Source organism: Enterobacter sp. 237C8, from assembly GCF_034106865.1.
GTDB lineage: Bacteria > Pseudomonadota > Gammaproteobacteria > Enterobacterales > Enterobacteriaceae > Enterobacter > Enterobacter asburiae_B.
Genome location: NZ_JAWNDF010000001.1, coordinates 1,874,215 through 1,891,602, shown reverse-complemented (window position 1 = coordinate 1,891,602; position 17,388 = coordinate 1,874,215). Strand labels below are relative to the sequence as shown.

19 protein-coding genes are annotated in these 17,388 nt (G+C 56.7%); 11 read left to right on the top strand and 8 right to left on the bottom strand.

Features of this window, described 5'->3' with window-relative positions; all coding sequences use genetic code 11:
* Positions 1-157 precede the first annotated feature (157 nt).
* Both USF70_RS09155 and cutC read left to right on the top strand, forming a co-directional pair.
* Complete coding sequence (locus tag USF70_RS09155) at positions 158-718, top strand: VOC family protein (protein WP_033145857.1); 561 nt, start codon at positions 158-160, stop codon at positions 716-718.
* A gap of 78 nt (positions 719-796) precedes the next feature.
* The gene (gene cutC / locus USF70_RS09150) at positions 797-1,540 is read left to right on the top strand and encodes a copper homeostasis protein CutC (protein ID WP_033145856.1); all 744 of its coding nucleotides are present in this window, start codon (positions 797-799) and stop codon (positions 1,538-1,540) included.
* 189 nt (positions 1,541-1,729) lie between these two features.
* Here the strand turns inward: cutC and cmoB are convergent, their stop codons facing one another.
* Genes cmoB through USF70_RS09125 form a run of 5 tightly spaced genes read right to left on the bottom strand, consistent with a single transcriptional unit; the run spans position 1,730 to position 5,310 of the window.
* On the bottom strand, positions 1,730-2,701 hold the full coding sequence (gene cmoB / locus USF70_RS09145) for a tRNA 5-methoxyuridine(34)/uridine 5-oxyacetic acid(34) synthase CmoB (protein WP_039263658.1): 972 nt from the start codon (positions 2,699-2,701) through the stop codon (positions 1,730-1,732).
* On the bottom strand, positions 2,698-3,441 hold the full coding sequence (cmoA, locus tag USF70_RS09140) for a carboxy-S-adenosyl-L-methionine synthase CmoA (RefSeq protein ID WP_029741772.1): 744 nt from the start codon (positions 3,439-3,441) through the stop codon (positions 2,698-2,700). Before cmoA ends, cmoB begins: the two co-directional genes overlap by 4 nt.
* A gap of 40 nt (positions 3,442-3,481) precedes the next feature.
* Entirely contained in the window at positions 3,482-3,877 is a 396-nt protein-coding gene (locus USF70_RS09135) for an MAPEG family protein (RefSeq protein ID WP_021240443.1), read from the bottom strand.
* 51 nt (positions 3,878-3,928) lie between these two features.
* A complete protein-coding gene (locus USF70_RS09130; protein ID WP_033145853.1) occupies positions 3,929-4,747 on the bottom strand; it encodes a DUF72 domain-containing protein in 819 nt (272 codons plus the stop codon).
* Positions 4,744-5,310 carry a hydrolase gene (locus USF70_RS09125; RefSeq protein WP_039263656.1) on the bottom strand — a complete coding sequence of 189 codons (567 nt, stop codon included), beginning with the start codon at positions 5,308-5,310 and terminating at the stop codon, positions 4,744-4,746. The genes USF70_RS09130 and USF70_RS09125 overlap by 4 nt, the downstream gene beginning before the upstream one ends.
* A gap of 263 nt (positions 5,311-5,573) precedes the next feature.
* Here USF70_RS09125 and aspS point away from each other — a divergent pair, with 263 nt between their 5' ends.
* The 6 genes from aspS to ruvB all read left to right on the top strand — a co-directional run bounded on the left by aspS (position 5,574) and on the right by ruvB (position 10,829).
* Positions 5,574-7,346: an aspartate--tRNA ligase gene (gene aspS, locus USF70_RS09120; RefSeq protein WP_023312238.1), complete on the top strand. Its 1,773-nt coding sequence runs from the start codon at positions 5,574-5,576 to the stop codon at positions 7,344-7,346.
* A gap of 1 nt (position 7,347) precedes the next feature.
* A complete protein-coding gene (nudB, locus tag USF70_RS09115) occupies positions 7,348-7,791 on the top strand; it encodes a dihydroneopterin triphosphate diphosphatase (RefSeq protein ID WP_032658557.1) in 444 nt (147 codons plus the stop codon).
* A gap of 27 nt (positions 7,792-7,818) precedes the next feature.
* On the top strand, positions 7,819-8,559 hold the full coding sequence (locus USF70_RS09110) for a YebC/PmpR family DNA-binding transcriptional regulator (RefSeq protein WP_008500447.1): 741 nt from the start codon (positions 7,819-7,821) through the stop codon (positions 8,557-8,559).
* Positions 8,560-8,593: 34 nt separating this feature from the next.
* Positions 8,594-9,115, top strand: coding sequence for a crossover junction endodeoxyribonuclease RuvC (gene ruvC, locus USF70_RS09105; protein WP_003859749.1), 522 nt, complete (start codon positions 8,594-8,596; stop codon positions 9,113-9,115).
* An 80-nt stretch (positions 9,116-9,195) separates the two neighbouring features.
* A complete protein-coding gene (gene ruvA / locus USF70_RS09100; RefSeq protein WP_023312236.1) occupies positions 9,196-9,810 on the top strand; it encodes a Holliday junction branch migration protein RuvA in 615 nt (204 codons plus the stop codon).
* A gap of 8 nt (positions 9,811-9,818) precedes the next feature.
* Positions 9,819-10,829: a Holliday junction branch migration DNA helicase RuvB gene (gene ruvB, locus USF70_RS09095; RefSeq protein WP_023312235.1), complete on the top strand. Its 1,011-nt coding sequence runs from the start codon at positions 9,819-9,821 to the stop codon at positions 10,827-10,829.
* Between the two features lie 58 nt (positions 10,830-10,887).
* Here ruvB and znuB read toward each other — a convergent pair whose 3' ends face one another.
* Positions 10,888-11,673 (bottom strand): zinc ABC transporter permease subunit ZnuB, encoded by a 786-nt coding sequence (gene znuB / locus USF70_RS09090; protein WP_029741768.1) that lies wholly within the window; start codon positions 11,671-11,673, stop codon positions 10,888-10,890.
* Entirely contained in the window at positions 11,670-12,425 is a 756-nt protein-coding gene (gene znuC / locus USF70_RS09085) for a zinc ABC transporter ATP-binding protein ZnuC (protein ID WP_023312233.1), read from the bottom strand. Before znuC ends, znuB begins: the two co-directional genes overlap by 4 nt.
* Before the next feature lie 77 nt (positions 12,426-12,502).
* Here znuC and znuA point away from each other — a divergent pair, with 77 nt between their 5' ends.
* The 3 genes from znuA to lpxM all read left to right on the top strand — a co-directional run bounded on the left by znuA (position 12,503) and on the right by lpxM (position 15,875).
* Complete coding sequence (gene znuA, locus USF70_RS09080) at positions 12,503-13,447, top strand: zinc ABC transporter substrate-binding protein ZnuA (protein WP_045404493.1); 945 nt, start codon at positions 12,503-12,505, stop codon at positions 13,445-13,447.
* Positions 13,448-13,462: 15 nt separating this feature from the next.
* On the top strand, positions 13,463-14,782 hold the full coding sequence (mepM, locus tag USF70_RS09075) for a murein DD-endopeptidase MepM (RefSeq protein WP_024909694.1): 1,320 nt from the start codon (positions 13,463-13,465) through the stop codon (positions 14,780-14,782).
* A gap of 121 nt (positions 14,783-14,903) precedes the next feature.
* Positions 14,904-15,875, top strand: a complete 972-nt coding sequence (gene lpxM, locus USF70_RS09070; RefSeq protein ID WP_087822785.1) for a lauroyl-Kdo(2)-lipid IV(A) myristoyltransferase — start codon at positions 14,904-14,906, stop codon at positions 15,873-15,875.
* Positions 15,876-15,920: 45 nt separating this feature from the next.
* On the opposite strand, the gene pyk is transcribed toward lpxM, so the two are convergent.
* Positions 15,921-17,363, bottom strand: a complete 1,443-nt coding sequence (gene pyk / locus USF70_RS09065) for a pyruvate kinase (protein ID WP_039263653.1) — start codon at positions 17,361-17,363, stop codon at positions 15,921-15,923.
* Between the last annotated feature and the right edge of the window lie 25 nt (positions 17,364-17,388).

Here is a 17,388-nt window from a genome sequence, read left to right as displayed (position 1 = left end):
CCTCTGGCGTCAGCATTGCGGGGCCTGAAGATTGCTCAGAATCCAGGCGGTGAAGGTGTGCATAATCATGCAGTCGCAAAAAGCCGGATTCTGCGGTTGGTCAAAACAGGGCAACAGAGTAAATTAGCGGCTTTGCGACATGAAAAGAGAGTGACTTATGGCGAACTGGCAATCCATTGACGAACTGCATGATATTTCCGCAGATTTACCGCGCTTCACCCAGGCGTTCACAGAACTTGCCACCCGTCTTGGTCTGGATATTGCGCCGCTTGAGGCCGATCACATCTCTTTGCGCTGTCATCAGAATGCCACGGCCGAGCGCTGGCGTCGCGGGTTCGAACGGTGCGGCGAGTTGCTCTCCGAGAACATCATCAATGGTCGCCCCATTTGCCTGTTCAAACTGCATGAACCGGTGAACGTGGCGCACTGGCAATTCAGCGTGGTTGAGCTGCCGTGGCCAGGCGAGAAACGCTATCCGCACGAAGGCTGGGAGCATATCGAAATTGTCCTGCCGGGTGAGCCGGAAACGTTGAACGCGCGCGCGCTGGCCCTGCTTTCTGACGAAGGCTTAAGCAAGCCGGGGATTTTTGTGAAGACGAGTTCACCCAAAGGCGAGCGCGAGCGGTTACCTAACCCGACGCTGGCCGTTACGGACGGACAGGTCACGGTGAAGTTTCATCCGTGGACCATTGAGCAGATCGTTGCCAGCGAAGCGTAAGAGATGTGAGTTCACGCCGGGACTGAAAACGGACGGCGTGTCATGATGTTTCGTTTAGTGGAATTTCAGGAGGATTAAATGGCGCTGCTGGAGATTTGTTGTTACAGCGTGGAGTGTGCCGTGACCGCGCAAAAGCACGGGGCTGACCGCATTGAACTGTGTGCGGCACCCAAAGAGGGCGGGCTGACGCCGTCTTACGGCGTGTTGAGGTCTGCCCGTCAGGCCGTCACCATTCCCGTTCACCCGATTATTCGTCCGCGCGGCGGTGATTTTTGTTACACGGCGGGCGAGTTCAGTGCCATGCTTGATGATATCGCACTCGTTCGGGACCTGGGGTTTCCGGGGCTGGTGACCGGCCTGCTGAATGAAGACGGCAACATCGATATACCGCGCATGCGCCAGATTATGAGCGCCGCGCAGGGGCTGGCCGTCACTTTTCATCGCGCATTTGATATGTGTAAAGATCCGCTCCAGGCCTTTGAAACGCTTGAAGAACTTGGCGTGGCGCGCATCCTGACATCGGGTCAGCAGGCGTCAGCTGAAAAAGGACTGCAATTAATTACGGAACTAAAAGCACATTCCGGTGTTCCAATAATAATGGCGGGTGCGGGAGTCCGCGCCAGCAATCTGGAACGGTTTTTAAACGCAGGGGTAGAAGAGCTGCACAGCTCCGCGGGTAAATGGATACCTTCGCCCATGCGTTATCGCAATACAGGATTGTCAATGTCGACGGATGCTGAAGCGGATGAGTATTCACGCTATGGCGTAGAGGGAGAGTCGGTTGCGGAAATGAAGTCGCTGATTGAGCGCCATCACGTGTAGCAACGTACCGATTTTTACCGCGCATCATGTCGCCCAATATGATGCTTGCTTGTACCAGGCCCCTGCAATTTCAACAGGGGCCTTTTTTTATCCCCTCACCCTAACCCTCTCCCCATAGGGGAGAGGGGACGGCTCGGTGCGGTTTTTCTCCCTCGCCCCTATGGGGAGAGGGCCGGGGTGAGGGGAAAACTACGGCTTCGTCGCAATCAACACCGCACGCATCGGGGCCGGATAGCCTTCGATGGTTTTGCTGTGGTCGGCAGGGTCGAGGAACTGCTCCAGCGATTCGGTGATCATCCAGTCGGTGCGGCGCTGTTCCTCAATTGAGGTCACGCTGACGTCGGCAATCCGCACATCCACAAACCCGCACTTCTCCAGCCAGTTCTTCAGCGCCAGCGCGGAAGGGATGAAGTAAACGTTGCGCATCTGCGCGTAGCGATCGCCCGGCACCAGAACGGCATGTTCATCGCCTTCAATCACCAGCGTTTCCAGCACCAGCTCGCCGCCGCTGACCAGCTGATCCTTCAGTTGCCACAGGTGTTCAAGCGGGGAACGACGGTGGTACAGCACGCCCATGGAGAAGACGGTATCAAAGGCTTTCAGGGCAGGAAGTTGTTCAATGCCCAGCGGCAGCAGGTGCGCGCGCTGGTCGTTACCCAGCAGCTTACGCACCGCTTCAAACTGGCACAGGAACAGCTGCATCGGGTCAATACCTACCGCCAGATGCGCCCCCGCGCCAATCATGCGCCACATGTGGTAACCGCTGCCGCAGCCTACGTCCAGAATGGTACGTCCGGTCAGGTCGGAAAGGTGAGGCAGAACGCGATCCCATTTCCAGTCCGAGCGCCATTCGGTATTGATGTTCACGCCGTAAAGTGAAAACGGCCCTTTGCGCCACGGCATCAGGTTACGCATCAGCGTTTCGATGCGGTTGATCTGCCCGGCCGGGAGCGGCTCTTCGCTCTCGGCGGTTACGCTGTGCAGAAGGTCCAGACGATGCGGGGTCAGTTCGGGCAGATACTCCACCGCGTTTGACCACTGCTTTAACAGGCCGTGCTGCTGATCGCGCTGCCAGGCGGCAATCTGCGCGGGCAAGGTTTCCAGCCAGTGGGAAAGCTGGTTTTTGGCAATCAGCTGATAGAAGTTGCTGAATTCGATCATGCGGATTCTCCCGCTTTCAGCGCCACCAGAGAGCCAAAGTTAAAGCACTGGAACCACAGTTCGCTGTGCTCAAACCCGGCTTTGCTCAGACGCGCTTTGTGGGTTTCTACGGAATCCGTCAGCATCACGTTTTCGAGCATGCTGCGCTTCTGGCTGATCTCCAGCTCGCTGTAGCCGTTCGCCCGTTTGAAATCGTGGTGCATATTGAACAGCAGTTCGCCAACCTCGGCATCTTCGAAGCTGAATTTCTCCGAGAGCACCAGCGCGCCGCCGGGATTCAGCCCCTGATAAATTTTGTCCAGCAGCAGCTGACGGTCTTCAGGCACCAGGAACTGCAGGGTGAAATTCAGCACCACCATCGACGCGTTATTGATCTCAATCTCGCGGATATCGCCTTCCACCACGTCGACCGGAACAGGGGCTTTATACGCGTCAATGTGGCGACGGCAGCGCTCAACCATCGCCGGGGAGTTATCGACGGCAATGATTCGGCAGCCTTCGTGGTGAACGTTACGACGAACCGACAGCGTTGCCGCGCCGAGCGAGCAGCCCAGGTCATAGACCTGCGTGCCGGGTTGAACGAAGCGCTCAGCCAGCATGCCGATCATAGAGATAATATTGGAATAACCGGGAACAGAGCGCTGGATCATATCCGGGAAGACTTCGGCTACCCGTTCATCGAAGGTCCAGTCGCCCAGGCTGGCGATAGGCGCGGAAAAAAGCGTGTCGCGATCTGACATAACGTAAAAATCCGGGAAAAATAAAGTGGCGTATTGTGCGCTAATGAAGGGAGAAAACCAACTCCCACGGCATATACCACAGGTTAGCCAGCACCATCAGCAAAAGCGAACACCAGGTCGCGCTCATGCCGGAACGACGCCAGCGGATTAAGCGGTGGTGAAAACCGTAATAGTGCATCAGGCGGCCAGCAATAAGAAGCAGGCCACAGATGTGCACCATCCAGGTTTCTGCGCCATTCATCTCCATAAAAAGCAGCAGGATTAAGGCTGCGGGGATGTATTCGACCGCATTGCCGTGAATGCGGATAGCGCTTTGTAGCTCGGAAAACCCGCCGTCACCGTAAGAGACGCGGTACAGCGTTCTGAGGCGCACAACATCAAATGAAAACTTAATCAGCAGTAATGCACCTAACACCGCATACAGCGCGCTGACCATACAAACTCCCTGTTTTTGGCAGATGGCACTTCACTATGATAGGGGGTGATATCAGAAAAGAGAAGATTGTTGTGGGATGGAAGGGGCGCTGCCCACGGACGGCACCGCAGCCTGCAAGGCCTGCCACAGAGCATCGACCAGTTCGGGCGCCTGGGCGATATCCGGCGTATGCAAAAAGAGATACGGCGTGGTGGTGTGTTCCCACTTTGCTAACGTTTGCAGCCAGACGGCGAACATAGCCTGATTTTGCTGCATGTTATCGCTGCCGATAAACCTGACCATTGGGTTATGCGCGGTCACGATGGCGTGGACCGGCACTTTGGGTTTTTTACGCTGAGCTTCAACGATGGCTTCGCTATGGGGGACAGCGCTGTGCACCGGTCGGCTATCGAGGATCACCCGGTTAACGGAACGCTCAAGCAGGCCGCGATTGAGCGCTTTTTCTGCTTCGCCCTTCGCAAAAAATTCAGGATGCCTGACTTCAACGCCGTAGGCGAATTCACGGGGCAGGGCATCCAGGAACTGCCAGAGCGCAGGTAAATCGCGCGGGCCAAACGTGGCGGGCAGCTGGATCCAGTACTGACCGATGCGGTTCGCCAGCGGCGACATGCGCGTAAAAAACTCTTCGGTCAAATCCCCACAGTTGCGCAGCGCGGCCTGGTGGGAAATGGTGGCCGGAAACTTAAAGCAGAAGCGGAAGTCGTCGGTCGTTTGTTCCCGCCAGCGCGTAACAATCTCGGCTTTAGGGAGCGCATACAGGGTGGTGTTACCCTCGACACAGTTGAAGTGCCGGGCATACTCCTCAAGGCTGGTGATGCCAAGGCGCACCCATTTCGGGTGCGACCACTGGGGCAGGCCCACGTACATCATAGCGCGCTGACAATCTCATCCGTGCTGCGCACGCGGCCGATGCGCGGGAAGATATGGGTCATGCTGCCCTGGTGCTGTTCCGCGGAGGCCGCGCTGCAGGCATCTTCGGCGATCACCAGGTTAAAGCCCAGCTCCCACGCGTTGCGGGCGGTAGACTCCACGCCGATGTTGGTGGAAATGCCGCACAGGATGATGGTGTCGATGCCGCGACGGCGGAGCTGCAGCTCGAGATCGGTACCGTAAAATGCGCCCCACTGGCGTTTGGTCACTTCGATGTCGCTGTCGCGTTTGCCGAGTGCGGCCGGGTACGTCCACCAGTTTTCAGGCAGGGCGCGTGCAGGAGCCTGGGCATCAACGGGCTGTTTTAACGCTTCAGCGTAATCAGCGGACCAGCCGACGCGCACCATGACAACAGGCGCACCGCTGGCACGACATGTTTCCGCCAGGCGAGCTGCGCGGCTGACCACATCATCCGCGGTATGCGGGCCACCGGCGAAGGGCAGAATGCCTTCCTGTAAATCAATCACGACAAGTGCGGTTTTACTGGCATCAAGTGTTAACATCGTTACTCCCGTTAAATGAATCACTTCCAGACACCATACGATGTGATGGCCTGTTCCTGGGCGGATAATTTTGTTAATTTTTGTGAGAATGCGCAATAAGAGTGCAGCAAACGACCGCCAGGCCGTGGTTCGCTCTTATCGTCCGGCGGAATTTCCAGTATAATAGCCGCCTTTTTTCATCCAGTTGTGACATACAGAAAGCTGCGACATAGTAGCCTGCATACCAGGCGACATTTAGCCTGCGGCTAATTAAGGGATATCTCATGCGTACAGAATATTGCGGGCAGCTGCGTCAGTCCCACGTCGGACAGCAGGTCACCCTGTGTGGTTGGGTCAATCGTCGTCGTGATCTTGGTAGCCTTATCTTCATCGATATGCGCGACCGCGAAGGTATCGTCCAGGTGTTCTTCGACCCGGATCGCGCAGATGCGTTGAAGCTGGCCTCTGAGCTGCGTAATGAGTTCTGCATTCAGGTCACCGGCACCGTGCGCGCGCGTGACGAGAAAAACGTCAACGCCGACATGGCAACGGGCGCCATCGAAGTGCTGGCGTCCGATCTGGTGATCATCAACCGTGCAGAAGCGCTGCCGCTGGACTCCAACCACGTCAACACTGAAGAAGCGCGTCTGAAATACCGCTACCTGGATCTGCGTCGTCCGGAAATGGCTCAGCGCCTGAAAACCCGTGCGAAAATCACCAGCCTGGTGCGTCGCTTTATGGATGACCACGGTTTCCTCGACATCGAAACCCCGATGCTGACCAAAGCCACGCCGGAAGGCGCGCGCGATTACCTGGTCCCATCCCGCGTTCATAAAGGCAAATTCTACGCGCTGCCGCAGTCTCCACAGCTGTTCAAACAGCTGCTGATGATGTCCGGCTTCGATCGCTACTATCAGATTGTTAAATGCTTCCGCGACGAAGACCTGCGCGCTGACCGCCAGCCAGAATTTACCCAGATCGATGTGGAAACCTCCTTCATGACCGCCGAGCAGGTGCGTGAAGTGATGGAAGCCCTGGTGCGTAGCCTTTGGAACGACGTGAAAGGCGTTGAGCTGGGCGATTTCCCTATCATGACCTTCGCTGAAGCCGAGCGTCGTTACGGCTCTGACAAACCCGACCTGCGTAACCCTATGGAGCTGGTGGACGTAGCAGACCTGGTGAAAGGCGTTGAGTTTGCCGTCTTCGCTGGCCCGGCTAACGATCCTAAAGGCCGCGTGGCGGCCCTGCGTGTACCGGGCGGTGCGGCACTGAGCCGCAAGCAGATCGACGACTACGGCAACTTCATCAAGATCTACGGCGCGAAAGGTCTGGCCTATATTAAAGTGACCGAGCGTGCGAAAGGTCTGGAAGGCATCACCAGCCCGGTAGCGAAATTCCTGAACGCGGATATCGTGGAAGCGATCCTTGAGCGCACCGGCGCGCAGGACGGCGACATGATCTTCTTCGGCGCAGACAACAAGAAAGTCGTGGCGGATGCGATGGGCGCGCTGCGTCTGAAGCTCGGCAAAGACCTGAGCCTGACCGACGAAAACAAATGGGCACCGCTGTGGGTTATCGATTTCCCAATGTTTGAAGACGACGGTGAAGGCGGCCTGACCGCAATGCACCACCCGTTCACCTCGCCAAAAGACATGACGGCGGCAGAGCTGAAAGCGGCACCGGAAGATGCGGTCGCCAACGCTTATGACATGGTTATCAACGGCTACGAAGTGGGCGGCGGTTCCGTGCGTATTCACAGCGGCGAAATGCAGCAGACCGTGTTCGGCATTCTGGGCATCAACGAGCAGGAGCAGCGCGAGAAGTTTGGCTTCCTGCTGGACGCCCTGAAATACGGTACGCCGCCGCACGCGGGTCTGGCCTTCGGTCTTGACCGTCTGACCATGCTGCTGACCGGCACCGATAACATTCGTGATGTTATTGCCTTCCCGAAAACCACTGCCGCAGCGTGTCTGATGACCGAAGCGCCAAGCTTTGCCAACCCGGCCTCTCTGGCCGAACTGGGCATTGAAGTGGTGAAGAAGGAAGAGAAAAACTGATATGGCATATAAGCTTCCCGTTTCGGTCCTGGTGGTCATTTATGCAGAAGACACGAAGCGGGTGCTGATGTTGCAGCGGCGCGATGACCCTGATTTCTGGCAGTCGGTTACCGGCAGTCTGGAAGAGGGGGAAACCGCGTTGCAGGCCGCCGCGCGCGAAGTAAAGGAAGAGGTCACCATTGACGTTGCCCGCGAGCAACTGACCCTGAAGGACTGCCAGCGCACGGTGGAGTTTGAAATTTTTAGCCATTTACGTCATCGCTACGCGCCGGGTACCGAGCGCAATACGGAGTCGTGGTTCTGTCTCGCGCTCCCCCATGAACGGGAGATCGTGTTTACCGAACACCTGACCTACCGCTGGGTGAATGCGGCGGATGCCGCCGCACTGACCAAGTCGTGGAGCAACCGGCAGGCGATTGAAGAATTTGTAATTAACGCAGCCTGAGAAGGCGCGATTTTTGGAGAACTTTTTATGGCAGGTCATAGTAAGTGGGCCAACACCAAACACCGCAAAGCGGCACAGGATGCCAAGCGCGGTAAGATCTTTACCAAAATCATTCGCGAGCTGGTGACAGCAGCGCGTCTGGGCGGCGGCGACCCGGCATCTAACCCGCGTCTGCGCGCGGCGGTAGATAAAGCGCTGTCTAACAACATGACGCGCGACACCCTGAACCGTGCAATCGCACGTGGCGTGGGCGGTGATGAAGACGCGAACATGGAAACCATCATTTATGAAGGTTACGGCCCTGGCGGTACTGCGGTGATGGTCGAGTGTCTGTCCGACAACCGTAACCGTACCGTTGCGGAAGTGCGCCACGCGTTCACCAAAACCGGTGGCAACCTGGGCACCGACGGTTCCGTTGCTTACCTGTTCAGCAAAAAAGGCGTCATCTCCTTCGAGAAAGGCGACGAAGATGCGATCATGGAAGCGGCGCTGGAAGCCGGTGCGGAAGACGTGGTGACCTTCGATGACGGCGCTATCGACGTTTATACCGCGTGGGAAGAGATGGGTGCCGTGCGCGACGCGCTGGAAGCGGCTGGCCTGAAGGCGGACAACGCTGAAGTCTCCATGATCCCGTCCACTAAAGCGGACATGGATGCGGAAACGGCACCGAAACTGCTGCGTCTGATCGACATGCTCGAAGACTGCGACGACGTGCAGGAAGTGTACCACAACGGTGAAATCTCTGATGAGGTTGCAGCGACTCTCTGATGAGAGCCTGTAAACCGTTTACGGGAGACGCGTGATGTCGATTATTCTCGGGATTGACCCAGGCTCACGCGTCACCGGTTATGGCGTTATCCGTCAGGTGGGACGCCAGTTAACCTACCTGGGCAGCGGCTGTATTCGCACCAAAGTGGACGATCTTCCTTCGCGCCTGAAGCTCATTTATGCGGGCGTGTCGGAGATCATCACCCAGTTTCAGCCGGACTATTTCGCCATCGAGCAGGTCTTTATGGCGAAAAACGCCGATTCAGCGCTAAAGCTCGGTCAGGCGCGCGGTGTCGCCATCGTCGCTGCCGTGAACCAGGATTTGCCGGTATTCGAATACGCGGCACGTCAGGTCAAGCAGACGGTGGTGGGCATTGGGAGCGCGGAGAAAAGCCAGGTGCAGCATATGGTGCGTACCCTGCTGAAGCTTCCCGCGAACCCGCAGGCCGACGCCGCGGATGCGCTGGCGATTGCGATTACCCACTGTCACGTCAGCCAGAACGCGATGCAAATGAGCGAGTCGCGGCTCAATCTGGCGCGAGGCAGGTTACGATAATCAGAAATCAGGCTGGATAAACATCCAGCCTTTTTTTATTATGTCGGCAGTTAATTTCTCTCAGAACGCAGGAGCGTCACGTGATAGGCAGACTCAGAGGCATCATCATTGAAAAACAACCCCCGTTAGTGCTGCTGGAAGTAGGTGGCGTGGGCTATGAAGTCCATATGCCGATGACCTGCTTCTACGAGCTGCCGGACGCGGGCAAAGAGGCGATTGTCTTTACCCAGTTTGTGGTGCGTGAAGATGCCCAACTGCTTTACGGATTCAATAACAAGCAGGAACGCACCCTGTTCCGCGAGCTGATTAAAACCAACGGCGTCGGTCCGAAGCTGGCGCTGGCGATTTTGTCCGGCATGTCGGCACCACAGTTCGTGAATGCCGTTGAGCGCGAAGATCCTGCGGCGCTGATTAAGCTTCCGGGCATTGGTAAGAAAACCGCCGAGCGCCTGATTGTCGAAATGAAAGACCGCTTTAAAGGTCTGCATGGCGATCTGTTCACTCCGGCTGCCGATTTGGTATTGACCTCTCCCGGTGGCCCTGCGACGGATGATGATGCCGAGCAGGAAGCGGTTGCCGCGCTGGTGGCGCTGGGCTATAAACCTCAGGAGGCCAGCCGAATGGTGAGCAAAATTGCCAAACCGGACGCCAGCAGTGAAACCCTGATTCGTGAAGCGCTGCGCGCTGCATTGTGAGGTAAAGGATGATTGAAGCAGACCGCCTGGTGTCGGCAGGCACTATTCAGGCAGATGACGTGGTGGATCGCGCGATCCGCCCAAAACTGCTTGATGAGTATATCGGCCAGCCGCAGGTTCGTTCCCAGATGGAGATTTTCATCCAGGCGGCAAAGCTGCGCGGCGATGCGCTCGATCACCTGCTGATTTTTGGCCCTCCGGGTTTAGGCAAAACTACGCTGGCGAATATCGTCGCCAATGAAATGGGCGTCAACCTGCGCACCACCTCCGGCCCTGTGCTGGAGAAGGCGGGCGATCTCGCGGCGATGCTAACCAACCTCGAACCGCATGACGTGCTGTTTATCGATGAGATCCACCGCCTGTCGCCGGTGGTGGAGGAAGTGCTCTATCCGGCGATGGAAGATTACCAGCTGGATATCATGATCGGTGAAGGCCCGGCCGCGCGCTCCATCAAAATCGATCTGCCGCCGTTTACCCTGATTGGTGCCACCACCCGCGCCGGGTCGTTGACCTCTCCGCTGCGCGACCGCTTCGGCATCGTGCAGCGTCTCGAGTTTTACCAGGTGGCGGATCTCCAGCACATCGTTGGCCGTAGCGCCCGCTATATGGGGCTCGAAATGAGCGAAGAGGGCGCGTTTGAAGTGGCGAAGCGTTCCCGCGGTACGCCGCGTATCGCCAACCGCCTGCTGCGCCGGGTGCGTGACTTTGCCGAGGTGAAGCACGATGGCTCGATTTCCGCCGAGATCGCCGCCCAGGCGCTGGATATGCTGAATGTCGATGCCGAAGGCTTTGACTATATGGACCGTAAACTGCTGCTGGCGGTGCTGGACAAGTTCTTTGGCGGCCCTGTCGGGCTGGATAACCTGGCGGCGGCAATCGGAGAAGAGCGTGAGACGATTGAAGATGTGCTGGAGCCGTATCTGATCCAGCAGGGCTTCCTGCAACGCACCCCCCGTGGACGTATGGCAACGGTGCGGGCGTGGAATCATTTCGGCATTACGCCACCGGCAATGCCGTAATGTTTTGTTCCCTCTCCCTGAGGGAGAGGGCCAGGTGAGGGCTTCAGCGCCCTCAATGTTAATTCGCGGTCTTTTTCATCATACTGAAGATAAACAGCACCGCCGCACTCAGCACCACTGACGGCCCCGCAGGCGTGTCATAGAACGCCGAGAACGTTAACCCACCCGTTACCGCAATCATTCCGATAATCACGGCTACGCCGGCCATCTGCTCCGGCGTACGGGCAAAACGACGCGCCGTGGCGGCTGGGATGATCAACAGCGACGTAATAATCAGCGCGCCGACAAACTTCATTGCGACACCAATCGTTAACGCCGTCACCAGCATTAGCAGCAGTTTCACGCGCTGCAGCTTCACGCCGTCGACAAATGCCAGATCCGGACTGACGGTCATGGCCAGTAAATTCCGCCACTGCCAGAGCAGAATAGCGAGCACCACCACCACGCCAACGGCGATAGCGATGAGATCTTCCGGCGTCACGGCCAGCAGGTCGCCGAAGAGGTAGGCCATCAGATCCACGCGGATGTTCGACATCAGGCTGACCACCACCAGGCCCAGAGACAGGGCACTGTGCGCCATAATGCCAAGCAGCGTATCAATGGCGAGGTGAGGGCGCTTTTCCAGCCAGACCAGACCGGCGGCCAGCAGCAGCGTGACCACAATCACCGCGTAGAAGGGGTTTACATCCAGCAGCAGACCAAAGGCAACGCCCAGCAGAGACGCATGCGCCAGGGTATCGCCAAAATAGGACATTCTGCGCCAGACAACAAACGAGCCGAGCGGGCCCGCGGCGCAGGCAAGCATAATCCCGGCCAGCCAGCCGGGCAGTAACAGTTCAATCATGAGTGTCCATTTCCCCGACGCAGTACGATTCGTCCCTGTAAATCATGGCGATGATTATGATGATGGCGGTAAATGCCCAGCTGTTCAGCGCCGCGGGGGCCGAACATGGAGATAAACTCCGGGTGCATTGACACCACTTCAGGCGTACCGGAGCAGCAGATGTGGTGGTTGAGGCACAGCACTTCGTCGGTTTTTGCCATCACCAGATGCAGGTCGTGAGACACCATCAGCACGGCGCAATCAAGCTCCCGACGGAGCTGGTCGATCAAATCATAAAGCGCAACCTGACCATTCACATCCACACCCTGAGTTGGTTCATCCAGTACCAGCAGCTGCGGGCTGCTCAGCAGCGCGCGGGCAAGTAAAACACGCTGAGTTTCACCGCCGGACAGTTTTTGCAGCGGCGCATCGACAAGATGGCCCGCCTGCACGCGTTTCAGCGCCGGGAGAATATCGGCTTTACGGGTGCCGGGGCGCAGACGCAGGAAACGGCTGACCGTCAGCGGCAGCGTTGCGTCGAGGTGAAGTTTTTGCGGCACATAGCCAATACGCAATTTTTCCTCGCGCTTAATCACGCCTTCATCGGGTGCGACCAGACCCAGCACCACGCGCACCAGGGTGGATTTGCCTGCGCCATTGGGGCCGAGCAGCGTCAGAATTTTGCCGGGCTTCAGATCGAGCGACACGTCAGAGAGGACGCGGCGCTGCCCGAATGAGACCGAAATATTTTCAAGAGAAACCAATGTCGTCATGTCATTTTAAGCTTGAAGAAGTCAACGAATGTTATAATATCACATTCCACGCATTCACTACGATGATTAGTCGCATTATGTTACATAAAAATACGCTTCTTTTCGCAGCATTATCCGCTGCCCTTTGGGGTACAACCGCACAAGATGTTAACGCTGCGGTTGTCGCTTCGCTTAAACCACTCGGATTCATCGCGTCTGCCATTGCAGACGGGGTAACGGAAACCCAGGTTCTGCTCCCTGATGGTGCATCTGAGCATGACTATTCCCTGCGCCCGTCAGATGTAAAACGCTTACAAAACGCGGACTTAGTCGTCTGGATTGGTCCTGAAATGGAAGCGTTTATGCAAAAGTCAGCAAAACAGGTTGCTGGCGAAAAACAGGTGGCGATTGCCGAACTCTCCGGCGTGAAACCGTTGCTCATGAAAGGGGCGGATGACGACGGCGACGAACATGACCATCATGCCGCAGACGGCGAAAAAGGTGATGGAGATCACCATCACGGCGAGTACAACATGCATCTTTGGTTATCCCCAGAGATAGCGCGGCTTTCAGCGGTTGCAATCCACGACAAATTAGTGGAACTTATGCCGCAAAGTCGAGCCAAACTAGACGCCAACCTGAAGGATTTTGAGGCACAATTAGCCGCAACCGATAAGCAGGTTGGTAATGAGCTCGCACCGTTGAAAGGTAAAGGGTATTTCGTTTTTCATGACGCCTACGGCTATTACGAAAAACACTACGGTTTGACCCCACTGGGCCACTTCACCGTCAACCCTGAAATTCAGCCTGGTGCGCAGCGTTTACATGAAATCAGAACACAGTTGGTTGAGCAGAAAGCGACATGCGTTTTTGCTGAGCCACAGTTCAGGCCAGCGGTCGTAGAAGCCGTGGCCAGGGGAACATCCGTGCGCATGGGAACCCTTGACCCGCTAGGTACGAATATCCAGTTGAGCAAAGCGAGCTATTCGCAGTTCCTCAGCCAACTGGCGAACCAGTATGCGAGCTGCCTGAAAGGAGATTAACGAGGAAGTGAATACGTGCAACAGATAGCCCGCTCTGTCGCCCTGGCATTTAACAATCTGCCACGACCCCACCGCGTTATGCTGGGGTCGCTTACAGTTCTCACCTTAGCGGTCGCCGTCTGGCGGCCCTATGTTTACCACCCGAGTTCTGCCCCTATCATTAAAACCATTGAGCTTGAAAAGAGCGAAATCCGTTCTTTGCTGCCTGAAGCCAGTGAGCCTATCGACCAGGCGGCTCAGGAAGATGAAGCTATCCCGCAGGATGAGCTGGACGATAAAACCGAGAACGAGGCGGGTATCCACGAATATGTTGTCTCTACCGGGGACACGCTGAGCAGCGTGCTGAACCAGTACGGCATAGACATGGGCAATATCAGCCAGCTGGCGGCTGCGGATAAAGATCTTCGTAACCTGAAAATCGGACAACAGCTCTCCTGGACATTAACGGCGGATGGCGATCTCCAGCGTCTGACCTGGGAAATGTCCCGCCGCGAAACCCGCACCTACGATCGCACTGCAAACGGTTTCAAAATGACCAGCGAAATGCAGAAGGGCGACTGGGTTAACAGCGTTCTGAAAGGTACCGTGGGCGCGAGCTTTGTCTCCAGCGCGCGAGATGCAGGCCTGACCAGCGCTGAAATCAGCTCGGTGATCAAAGCCATGCAGTGGCAGATGGATTTTCGCAAGCTGAAGAAGGGCGATGAGTTCTCCGTCCTGATGTCCCGCGAAATGCTGGACGGCAAGCGCGAGCAAAGCCAGCTGTTGGGCGTACGTCTGCGCTCCGAAGGCAAAGATTACTACGCAATTCGTGCCGAAGACGGTAAGTTCTATGACCGCAGCGGTACGGGCCTTGCAAAAGGTTTCCTGCGCTTCCCGACGGCAAAACAGTTCCGCGTCTCCTCTAACTTTAACCCGCGTCGTCTGAACCCGGTAACCGGGCGCGTCGCGCCGCACCGTGGCGTTGACTTTGCCATGCCGCAGGGCACGCCGGTACTGGCGGTGGGAGATGGCGAAGTGGTGGTGGCCAAGCGTAGCGGTGCCGCCGGATATTATGTCGCGGTACGTCATGGCCGCACTTATACGACCCGCTATATGCACCTGCGTAAGCTGCTGGTGAAGCCGGGCCAGAAGGTGAAGCGTGGTGACCGTATCGCGATCTCCGGCAATACCGGACGCTCTACCGGCCCGCACCTGCACTATGAAGTGTGGATCAACCAGCAGGCCGTGAACCCGCTGACGGCGAAACTGCCGCGCACCGAAGGCCTGACAGGTAAAGATCGTACTGATTATCTGGCGCAGGTGAAAGAGGTGATGCCGCAGCTGAGCTTAAACTAAGCCCTCTGTTTTTGTTAAAAAAGCCGGCGCACACTGACGCCGGCTTTTTCTTTTGTGCGTGGACGACTGCCTCGCTACACTATCTGAATAAAATTTTGCGTCATCAGACCCTGGATCCAGCATGGAAACCAAAAAAAACAATATTGAATACATTCCTGAGTTTGAAAAATCCTTCCGCCATCCGCGCAACTGGGGCGCCTGGCTTGGTGTTTACGCCTTTGCGGGGATGGCGATGCTGCCTGCCTCTATACGCGATCCCGTTCTGGGGAAAATTGGCCGTCTGGCCGGGCGTTTAGGCAAGAGCGCCCGCCGTCGCGCGCAGATCAACCTTTATTACTGTTTTCCTGAGAAAAGCGACGCCGAGCGCGAGGCAATCATTGATGAAATGTACACCACCGCCCCGCAGGCAATGGCGATGATGGCTGAACTGGCGCTGAAAGGGCCGGATAAAATCGTCGATCGCGTTGACTGGAAAGGGCTGGACATCATCGAGGAGATGCGCCGCAATGACGAGAAAGTCATTTTCCTCGTCCCCCACGGCTGGGGCGTTGATATTCCGGCGATGCTGATGGCGTCTCAGGGCCAGAAAATGGCGGCGATGTTCCATAACCAGGGAAATAAAATCTACGATTTTGTCTGGAATACGGTGCGTCGTCGTTTTGGCGGACGTTTGCATGCGCGTAACGATGGCATTAAGCCCTTCATTCAGTCGGTGCGTCAGGGGTACTGGGGCTACTATCTGCCGGATCAGGACCACGGCCCGGAGCACAGCGAGTTTGTCGATTTCTTTGCGACCTATAAAGCGACGCTCCCCGCGATTGGTCGCCTGATGAAAGTCTGTCGTGCCCGCGTGATCCCGCTGTTCCCGGTCTATGACGGCAAAACGCATCGCCTGAGTATTGAGGTCCGTCCGCCGATGGATGATCTGCTGACCGCTGACGACCACACGATCGCGCGTCGAATGAACGAAGAGGTGGAAATTCTGGTGGGGCCGCATGCCGAACAGTACACGTGGATCCTGAAGCTGCTTAAAACGCGTAAGCCGGGTGAAACTGAGCCCTATAAACGCAAAGAGCTTTATCCGCGGAAATAAAAAAAGCCCTCTCCATCTGGAGAGGGCTTTTTAACACAGACATTATTACTCGACGGTCATAACGCGCGTGGTGTTGGTTGAGCCGATGGTGCTCATCACGTCGCCCTGGGTCACAATGACGATATCACCGGACACCAGATAGCCTTTGTCGCGCAGCAGGTTTACGGCATCGTGCGCCGCAGCTACGCCGTCACTGGTGCTGTCGAAGTGAACCGGCGTCACGCCGCGGTACAGCGCCGTCAGGTTCAGAGTACGTTCGTGACGGGACATGGCGAAGATCGGCAGACCAGAGCTGATACGAGAGGTCATCAGCGCGGTGCGGCCAGATTCGGTCATGGTGATGATCGCGGTAACGCCCTTCAGATGGTTTGCCGCATACATCGCAGACATCGCTATCGCTTCTTCCACGTTGTCGAACTGCACGTCCAGACGGTGTTTAGAAACGTTGATGCTTGGGATCTTTTCAGCGCCCAGGCAGACGCGCGCCATAGCGGCCACGGTTTCTGCCGGATACTGGCCCGCAGCGGTTTCCGCAGAGAGCATCACCGCATCGGTACCGTCCAGCACGGCGTTAGCCACGTCCATGACTTCTGCACGGGTTGGCATTGGGTTGGTGATCATCGATTCCATCATCTGAGTGGCGGTGATCACCGCGCGGTTCAGCTGACGTGCGCGACGAATCAGCGCTTTCTGGATCCCTACCAGCTCAGGGTCGCCAATTTCCACGCCCAGGTCACCACGCGCAACCATCACCACGTCAGACGCGAGGATCACATCGTCCATGGCATCCTGATCGCAAACGGCTTCCGCGCGTTCAACTTTCGCGACGATTTTAGCATCGCAGCCTGCATCACGTGCCAGGCGACGCGCATAGTTCAGATCTTCGCCGCAGCGCGGGAAGGAGACCGCCAGGTAGTCAACGCCGATCAGCGCAGCCGTCACGATGTCCGCTTTGTCTTTATCGGTAAGCGCTTCTGCAGAGAGGCCGCCGCCCAGTTTGTTGATGCCTTTATTGTTGGAGAGCGGGCCGCCGACGGTGACTTCGGTGAACACTTTCATGCCCTGAACTTCCAGCACCTTCAGCTGTACGCGACCGTCGTCGAGCAGCAGGATATCGCCTGGCACCACGTCAGCCGGCAGGCCTTTATAGTCGATACCGACTTTCTCTTTATCGCCTTCGCCTTTGCCCAGGTTGGCATCAAGCAGGAATTTGTCGCCGATATTGAGGAAAACCTTACCCTCTTTAAAGGTCGATACACGAATTTTTGGACCCTGCAAATCGCCGAGGATAGCAACGTGGCGGCCCAGTTTGGCTGCGATTTCACGCACTTTATCGGCACGTAATTTATGGTCTTCTGGCGTACCGTGAGAGAAGTTCATACGCACCACGTTGGCGCCGGCGGCGATAATTTTCTCGAGATTATTATCGCGGTCGGTGGCCGGGCCTAAGGTGGTTACGATCTTGGTTCTGCGAAGCCTTCTGGACATGTAATACTCCGTTGACTGAAACAAC